This window comes from Yoonia sp., assembly GCF_017854415.1.
GTDB lineage: Bacteria > Pseudomonadota > Alphaproteobacteria > Rhodobacterales > Rhodobacteraceae > Yoonia.
Genome location: NZ_JAFMHR010000089.1, coordinates 1 through 7,708 on the forward strand (window position 1 = coordinate 1; position 7,708 = coordinate 7,708).

Here is a 7,708-nt window from a genome sequence, read left to right on the forward strand (position 1 = left end):
GTCGAAACTTTGGTTGAAATCAAAAATGCGACCGTCAAAGCCCAGATTGTCAGCCAGATCATGGCTGCAAATATGGCTGACGTTGCGCAAAGCTGGGTGATGGCCGCAGACGGCAGCTTTGCCCGTGCGACGATCGAAGAAGGTGCATTTGCGTTTAACTGCCACCGCTTTTTCATGGAAAACCCATCCCTTTCAGGACGCGGATCAGCGGGCGCATCTGATGTGCCGCAGTTGACGCATGACGACGATTGATTGATACCTTTCGGCGGAACGGTGGCCGGGGATATCCATGACACAACTTCAAGACACGGACACCATTGACTGGGGCCCTTTCGGGCGTCCCTTGTTTGAAGATGCAGCAGCCAAAGGCCTTTCGCGCGTTGGCGTGATCGATGTCGGTTCAAACTCTGTCCGTTTGGTTGTGTTTGACGGCGCGGCGCGGTCGCCCGCATATTTCTACAATGAAAAAATCATGTGTGCGCTAGGCGCGGGACTGTCACAAACAGGCCGCCTTAGCCCCGAAGGCCGCACACGGGCCCTGTCCGCAATCCGGCGCTTTGCAGCACTTGCCGAAGGTATGGGCATCCCCACACTTACTGCGGTGGCCACGGCAGCCGTACGCGAAGCATCAGATGGCGCGGAATTTCGCGAAGATGTCTTGCGCGAAACAGGTATCAAAATCTGGATCGTCGACGGCAAAGAAGAGGCGCGCCTGTCCGCGCAAGGTGTGCTGCTGGGTTGGCCCGGCAGTTACGGCTTGGTGTGCGACATTGGCGGCTCTTCGATGGAGTTGGCTGATCTTGCCGAAGGACGTGTAGGGCGGCGCCTGACGTCAGCGCTTGGCCCGCTCAAGCTGCGCGAGATCAAAGGCGGGCGCAAAGCCGTCAAAGCCTATGTGCGTGAAACCATGGAAGCATTGCATGATGAAATGGGCAATTCAACGGGGATGCGTTTGTTTCTTGTGGGCGGATCGTGGCGCGCGATTGCGCGGGTCGATATGGAGCGGCGCAACTATCCGCTGACCGTCTTGCACGAATACCGCATGTCCTCGCGTCAAATCAGTAAGACTGCCGAATACATCCGCCAGTCCGACCTGCAAGACCTACGTGGCCGCTGCAATATCTCGGACAGCCGGATGTCGCTGGTCCCGCTGGCAACAATTGTCCTTAAAGAACTGATGCGGACCTTTAAACCAAAGGACGTGGCAATTTCGTCCTACGGTCTGCGTGAAGGTATGCTGTATGAACAGATGCCACGCGAATTGCGCGAACGCGACCCATTGATAGAGGCGTGCCGCTTTGTCGAAGCCAAAGACGCGCGCTTGCCTGGATTTGGTCGGATCCTGTATGATTTCGTCAAGCCGCTGTTTCCGCGCGCAAACTGGCAACGCCAACGGATTATTAAGGCGGCTTGCCTCTTGCATGACGTCAGTTGGCGCGCCCATCCCGATTACCGTGGCGAAGTAACATTTGACAACGCGACACGGGCAAATTTGGGCGGGCTCAAGCACTATGAACGCGTCCTTCTGGGGCTCGCATTGATGAACCGCTATACCAGCAAAACAGCCAATTCGCGGTTTGATCCACTGTTTGCAATGCTGAACGAGGCCCAAATCAAAGAAGCCGTCGTCCTGGGCAAAGCGATGCGGCTGGGCGCAATGTTGTGGGTCAACGCCGAAGAAGCGCCCGGCACGCTGAAATGGCGCCCAAAAACGTCAGAGCTGACATTGAAATTAAGCGAACATGCCCGTCCCCTTTTTGGAGAAGTCGCCGAAGCACGTTTCGCTGGACTGGCCAATGTCTTGGGTGCCACAAGCAGCGTCAAGTTCACCAAATAACTAAAGTTCGACGTCACCTGTTTCGGGGTCAGGCTGCCAAGCCGGCGCATCGGGCTTGCGGCGAATGACGATGTCACCGTTGGGCAAGAATTCAGGTGCGTCGTAATTGCGGAAATCATCGACCTGATCAAGCATTTCTGCGAAAGCCGGACCAACCGATTGCGCGAATTCTGTGAACGCTGGTCCCATCTCTTCTAGACCTTCGCGCAGGTCAGTGATCGCGGGCTCCATCTCGGTCATCAGGCCGCGCATTAGCATACGAGCGCCTTCTTCCATGAGGCTGAAGCCGTCTTGGCTTTCAGGGGCCACTTCTTCTTGCGCAATCGCGGGCGATACACCCAAGCATGCGACGAAGGTCAGGATTACAATCTGTTTCATGAAGCATAGATAGGCACGTCGCCGCGCAATTTCAAATCACAAGTCAATGTCCAGAACGACCGGGAAGTGATCTGACGCCAGCAACAGCGCCTCGCGGAGTAGGATATTTTCATAGCAAGCAGGGTGATCGAAAGGGTGCCAAATCTGCCAAGCGGGCTGCTTTGCATGTAATCCAGGCGACACCATTATGTAGTCCAGAAGCGCCTGCAAAAAGGGTTCGCCCTTGCGCTTGAAACGCGCGGTTGCAGGCATCGCGCCAACCCTGCGCCCCAATACCATCCTTGCATGAGGGTCGAACATGCGTGCTGTGTCGTCTTCGCCCAAGACAATCTCTATGCCTGAACGTCCAAACAGTTTTTCATATTCATCCAAACCCGGACCGTCGTTGAAATCGCCCAACACGATCAAATCGTCGTTCGCTTCCAAATGCTGCAACACCCGCTTGCGCAACCAAATGCATTGCGCCAACTGCTTGCGCCGGTTCTGGATGGACATACGCGTGGCCTCGGTATCATCGCGCGCGCCGTGTGGAGCTTTGGATTTGGCATGCACGCCAATCAGCCGCAAAGGGCCAGACGCGGTGGTCACGGCCACTTCCAAAGGCGGTTTAGACCAGCGGATCGGGTCGGGATGCGCGTCAAGATCAACATCCATCCGGATTTCGGTGTTGAACGGCGGAACCGTTTCATCGCCGCGTGGATCATGCGCTGCAGTCATCACATCCGGATCGTAGAGCAATGCGATTTCTTGCTGGGTGTGGTTTGTAAAACCGGTGATCGCCTCGCGGGCGCGTAGGCCAAAGTGTTCGGCGAAGACTTCAAGCGCTTTCATGCTGCTGCGGCGAGGACTGGTATCCGGTGCCTCGATGATCATCACGGCATCGGCATCCATCGCACCAAAAACAGCGCCCAATCCCGCGGTTTGTTGGGCCTTGGTGACATTCCAGCGCGACGACCAACTGTCGTTGTTAATCAAATGCCCCGCGTCGTCAAAAAGGCTGTTAAACCATTCGACGTTATACGTGGCGATCCTCATCCCCGTTTGCCTTGGATTTCTTCCCAAGCACGGTTGATTGCGACCATCCGGCGTTCCGCCAGCTTGACAGCCTCTTGCGGCACACCGCGCGCGATCATTTGATCAGGATGGGTTTCGCGTACAAGCTGGCGCCACGCGGCGCGGACTTCGTCCATTGGCGCATCCGGATCGACACCTAATACATCATGCGGATCGCGGTCAGCTTCGGCTACGAATTGTGCGCGGATACCTTTGAATCGGCGCTCATCAAAGCCAAAGATGCCAGCAACCTCGTGCAGAAAATCATCCTCTTTGGGGTGATAAACTCCGTCTGCGACAGCGATGTGGAACAACCCTTCCAGCAAATCGCATAGCGGGCGGTCATCTTCGCCATACATCGCTTTGATCCGGCGGGCATAGATATCATAGCCTGCCACATCGTGCCGCGCGAGGTTGAAGACACGCGCAGCGTTTGCCTCTTCTTCGCGGGGGATCAGGAACACCTCGCGGAATGCCACCACCTCGTCTTTGGTCACGGTCCCATCCGCCTTGGCCATTTTTGCGCCAAGGGCAATCACAGCAATCGTAAAAGCAACGGTCCGGTCAGGTGACGCGCGCAGCTTTTCAAAGACCTCTGACAGGCTCTCTCCCTTGGCGAGCGCTGCAATCGCTTCACCGATGCGCGTCCAAATCGACATGAATAGGCGCCTTTCAGAGGATTTTTTGCATCAAAACCAGATCAATCCAACGCCCGAACTTGAACCCCACTTCGGGCAGCGTTGCAACCTCTTGAAAGCCAAGCTTGGCGTGAAAACGTACTGCGCCTGTGTTCTCGGCGCTACATCCGGCAAACATCGTGTGTTTTCCAGCAGCTTTGGCATCTGCAAAAAGGGCCTGCATCAAGGCGCGCCCGCCACCCTGACCATGTCCGTCAGCATGCAGCATTATTGTATGCTCAACTGTAAATCTGTACCCTTCCCCACCCCGAAAAGGAAAATAGCGGGCAAAGCCAAGAACATTCCCCTTTTCTTCCCAAACCAAACAGTCTTGCGCAGTCAGTTCTGCCACTTCGGCATTTGATTTCTCAACGGGATTAAAGGTGACTGTTGTAACGCGAATGGCATGGTTCCAAATATCCGCGATTTGCGGGGCATCGGCGGGAATGGCAGCGCGGATCGTCACAGCGTTCTAACGCCATGCGGGGTCTCGAACGTGGCCTGCATCGCAAAATCACCTGTCGTCATTTGCACACGCGGGTCGTTCAAAACTATCATGTCAGCAATTTCGTTCGCATACGGATGCGCGATTTCAAACTGCAATAACTTGCAGCCACTCTGCGCCAGTTTAGACGCTGGATGCCGCGTGCCTTTCGCCCATTCGATCAACGTCGGAAAAGCCCCACCAAAGGGCAAGCTGCCGTCGTCTGGCACGGTAATCTGCCAAGCTAAATCGCCCCGCGTCAACGCGCGTGCAACGCCAGCCACGCGGGGAGCGGCCGCAATGTCTTCAATCTGGCAAATCCAATTGGCCAAACGTGGCGTGCTGTAGAAACGATCAAGATCGAACCAGCTATGACCCGCCTCGGGGGTCGCATCGGGGTCCTTTGCGATCACCTCAAGGTAAATCCCATCCGCTAGCCCTAACAACGTGTTGTGGGTGCCATAACGCGGGTGCTGCCCCCCTTGTTGGAGCGCGACACCAAGGCGGTCTTGGACCCAAGCGGTGCCTTCTTCCAAAGACGTGCAAGCAACAGCGAGATGATCAAGAATGAGCATGGTAATGCCTTAAGCGCGCGCTTCGCGAATGATCGCCAAGATGTCTTGCGCGGCTTTCGGGATATTTGTGCCCGGACCAAAGATCGCTTTTACCCCGCTGTCATAAAGGAATTGATAGTCCTGCTGCGGGATAACGCCGCCACAAATCACGATGATATCATCCGCACCAGCATCCTTGAGCGCCTGCACCAGTTTTGGCGCGAGCGTCTTGTGCCCAGCCGCCTGAGAACTGATCCCGATCACATGCACATCATTGTCGATCGCATCCTGTGCTGCCTCGGCAGGGGTCTGGAACAATGGCCCAACGTCTACGTCAAAGCCAATATCGGCAAACGCTGTTGCGATCACTTTCGCACCGCGATCATGGCCGTCTTGACCCATCTTTACGACCAACATGCGCGGGCGGCGACCCTCTTCCTTGGCAAAGTCTTCAACACTTGCCTGAATAGCGGCAAAGCCTGCATCGCCTTCATAAGCCGCGCCATAAACACCCGCGAGGGTCTTTACCTCGGCGCGGTGACGCCCGAATGCTTTTTCCATAGCCATACTGATTTCTCCTACAGTGGCCCGTGCGCGCGACGCCTCAACGGCGGCTTCCAACAGGTTGCCGCCTTCATGCGCACGGCGGGTCACTTCGTCCAAGGTGGCCTGACAGATCGCATCATCACGCGCGGCTTTCGTGGCCTCCAGCCGCTTGATTTGCGACAGGCGCACGGCCTCATTGTCGATATCCAGAATATCAATCGGATCTTCGTTGTCCTTGCGGTATTTGTTCACGCCGACAACAACTTCGGTGCCGCGGTCGATGCCCGCTTGCCGTTTTGCGGCGGTTTCTTCGATCCGCAATTTGGGCATGCCGGATGCGACCGCTTTGGTCATGCCGCCCAATTCTTCGACCTCTTCGATCAAAGCCCAAGCAGCCTCGGCCAATTCATGGGTCATGTTTTCAACGTAGTAAGACCCTGCCAATGGATCGACGACATTCGTGACGCCGGTTTCTTCTTGCAAAATCAACTGCGTATTACGGGCAATGCGGGCACTGAATTCGGTGGGCAAGGCAATCGCTTCGTCCAATGCGTTGGTATGCAACGACTGTGTACCGCCCAGAACAGCGCTCATCGCTTCATAGGCTGTGCGGATCACATTGTTGTAGGGATCTTGTTCCTGCAATGACACGCCAGATGTCTGACAGTGCGTCCGCAACATCGAGGATTTAGGGTCTTTGGGTTCAAATTCGGCCATGATCCGCGACCAAAGCAGGCGCGCGGCACGCAGTTTTGCGGCCTCCATAAAGAAGTTCATGCCGATGGCGAAAAAGAAACTTAGCCGACCGGCAAACTTATCCACGTCCATGCCCCGCGCAATGGCGGTACGTACATATTCACGTCCATCGGCCAGCGTATAGGCCAATTCCTGCACCAAATTCGCGCCCGCCTCTTGCATGTGGTAGCCGCTAATCGAGATCGAGTTGAATTTCGGCATCTCGTCGGTGGTATATTCAATGATATCCGCAATGATCCGCATCGATGGCTCCGGCGGGTACACATAGGTATTGCGGACCATGAATTCTTTCAAAATATCGTTTTGAATGGTGCCAGAGAGCACATTGCGCGGATGCCCCTGCTCTTCACCTGCCACGATAAAGTTCGCCAAAATCGGAATCACGGCGCCATTCATGGTCATCGATACAGAAACCTTGTCCAATGGAATGCCATCAAACAGGATCTTCATGTCCTCGACGCTGTCAATCGCGACACCAGCCTTGCCGACATCGCCCTCAACGCGCGGATGGTCGCTATCATACCCGCGGTGCGTGGCCAGATCGAATGCAACTGATACACCCTGCTGCCCTGCCGCAAGCGCCTTGCGGTAAAACGCATTGGATTCCTCTGCCGTAGAAAAACCCGCATACTGGCGGATCGTCCACGGGCGGCCTGCGTACATCGTGGCCTTTACACCGCGCGTAAACGGCGACTGTCCGGGAATACCGCCCATATGCGGCAATCCATCCGTGTCTTCGGCCGTGTAAAGCGGGCGTACGGGAATACCTTCAAGCGTATCCCATGTCAGCGTGTCTAAAGGCTTGCCACGTAGTTCTTTTTTGGCAATTTCTTCCCAGGTTTTCTTATCAGACATGGGGTCCTCCGAGGGGTAAAGGATAGGGGGTCACGAATTTGTTGAAACTCATTTCGACTTGCCCCTTAGCTTTTGACGCAAGCGCCGCTATATCCAGAGTTATGAAGTTATTGATGAACATCGCGCTTGCCGCACTGATCGCCCTGCCTGCAGCCGCACAAGACCAAACGGTCCTTGAGCGATGGACCGAAGACCGCACGCAAGTCTTTGACGGGGCAGAGATTAATTTGGACGAACTGACTTGGGTGGTCCGGCCTTTGGTGGTCTTTGCAGACACGCCAAGTGATCCGCGCTTCCAGCAGCAGATGGATTTGATCTTAGCAGAAGTGGACCGATTGGCTGAACGCGATGTGATGATCATCGTCGATACGGATGATGAAACGATGTCAGACGTGCGCACCACGCTGCGCCCGCGCGGATATATGATGGCGCTGGTTGGTAAAGACGGGCGCGTCGCCTTGCGAAAACCCGAACCTTGGAGTGTGCGAGAACTGTCACGGTCCATCGACAAAATGCCGCTGCGCCAGCAAGAGATTTCTGACAGGCGCATGGTTTCCCCATAGCGCAC

Annotated in this window: 8 protein-coding genes and 1 pseudogene; 3 read left to right on the plus strand and 6 right to left on the minus strand. The window is 55.6% G+C overall.

Features of this window, described 5'->3' with window-relative positions:
* Both QZ197_RS10770 and QZ197_RS10775 read left to right on the plus strand, forming a co-directional pair.
* Window positions 1-252: pseudogene (locus QZ197_RS10770) on the plus strand (RNA degradosome polyphosphate kinase); the annotation flags it as partial.
* 37 nt (window positions 253-289) lie between these two features.
* Entirely contained in the window at window positions 290-1,837 is a 1,548-nt protein-coding gene (locus tag QZ197_RS10775) for a Ppx/GppA family phosphatase (RefSeq protein WP_296431937.1), read from the plus strand.
* Here the strand turns inward: QZ197_RS10775 and QZ197_RS10780 are convergent, their stop codons facing one another.
* From QZ197_RS10780 to scpA, 6 genes are read right to left on the minus strand one after another with little or no spacing between them, the layout of a single operon-like run.
* Entirely contained in the window at window positions 1,838-2,215 is a 378-nt protein-coding gene (locus tag QZ197_RS10780) for an AAA+ family ATPase (RefSeq protein WP_296431938.1), read from the minus strand.
* A gap of 36 nt (window positions 2,216-2,251) precedes the next feature.
* Window positions 2,252-3,250: an endonuclease/exonuclease/phosphatase family protein gene (locus QZ197_RS10785; protein ID WP_296431939.1), complete on the minus strand. Its 999-nt coding sequence runs from the start codon at window positions 3,248-3,250 to the stop codon at window positions 2,252-2,254.
* On the minus strand, window positions 3,247-3,927 hold the full coding sequence (locus tag QZ197_RS10790; protein ID WP_296431940.1) for a molecular chaperone DjiA: 681 nt from the start codon (window positions 3,925-3,927) through the stop codon (window positions 3,247-3,249). The genes QZ197_RS10785 and QZ197_RS10790 overlap by 4 nt, the downstream gene beginning before the upstream one ends.
* 13 nt (window positions 3,928-3,940) lie before the next feature.
* Window positions 3,941-4,411: a GNAT family N-acetyltransferase gene (locus QZ197_RS10795; protein WP_296431941.1), complete on the minus strand. Its 471-nt coding sequence runs from the start codon at window positions 4,409-4,411 to the stop codon at window positions 3,941-3,943.
* Window positions 4,408-5,004, minus strand: a complete 597-nt coding sequence (locus tag QZ197_RS10800; RefSeq protein ID WP_296431943.1) for a VOC family protein — start codon at window positions 5,002-5,004, stop codon at window positions 4,408-4,410. The genes QZ197_RS10795 and QZ197_RS10800 overlap by 4 nt, the downstream gene beginning before the upstream one ends.
* 9 nt (window positions 5,005-5,013) lie before the next feature.
* Entirely contained in the window at window positions 5,014-7,140 is a 2,127-nt protein-coding gene (scpA, locus tag QZ197_RS10805) for a methylmalonyl-CoA mutase (RefSeq protein ID WP_296431945.1), read from the minus strand.
* Between the two features lie 101 nt (window positions 7,141-7,241).
* On the opposite strand from scpA, the gene QZ197_RS10810 reads away from it, so the two are divergent.
* On the plus strand, window positions 7,242-7,703 hold the full coding sequence (locus QZ197_RS10810; RefSeq protein WP_296431947.1) for a DUF4174 domain-containing protein: 462 nt from the start codon (window positions 7,242-7,244) through the stop codon (window positions 7,701-7,703).
* The last annotated feature ends 5 nt before the right edge of the window (window positions 7,704-7,708 follow it).

Coding starts and splice junctions, on each gene's coding strand:
- QZ197_RS10780 (WP_296431938.1), bottom strand. CDS start 2,215: ATGAAACAGATTGTAATCCTGACCTTCGTCGCATGCTTGGGTGTATCG.
- QZ197_RS10790 (WP_296431940.1), bottom strand. CDS start 3,927: ATGTCGATTTGGACGCGCATCGGTGAAGCGATTGCAGCGCTCGCCAAG.
- QZ197_RS10785 (WP_296431939.1), bottom strand. CDS start 3,250: ATGAGGATCGCCACGTATAACGTCGAATGGTTTAACAGCCTTTTTGAC.
- QZ197_RS10800 (WP_296431943.1), bottom strand. CDS start 5,004: ATGCTCATTCTTGATCATCTCGCTGTTGCTTGCACGTCTTTGGAAGAA.
- QZ197_RS10775 (WP_296431937.1), top strand. CDS start 290: ATGACACAACTTCAAGACACGGACACCATTGACTGGGGCCCTTTCGGG.
- QZ197_RS10810 (WP_296431947.1), top strand. CDS start 7,242: ATGAAGTTATTGATGAACATCGCGCTTGCCGCACTGATCGCCCTGCCT.
- scpA (WP_296431945.1), bottom strand. CDS start 7,140: ATGTCTGATAAGAAAACCTGGGAAGAAATTGCCAAAAAAGAACTACGT.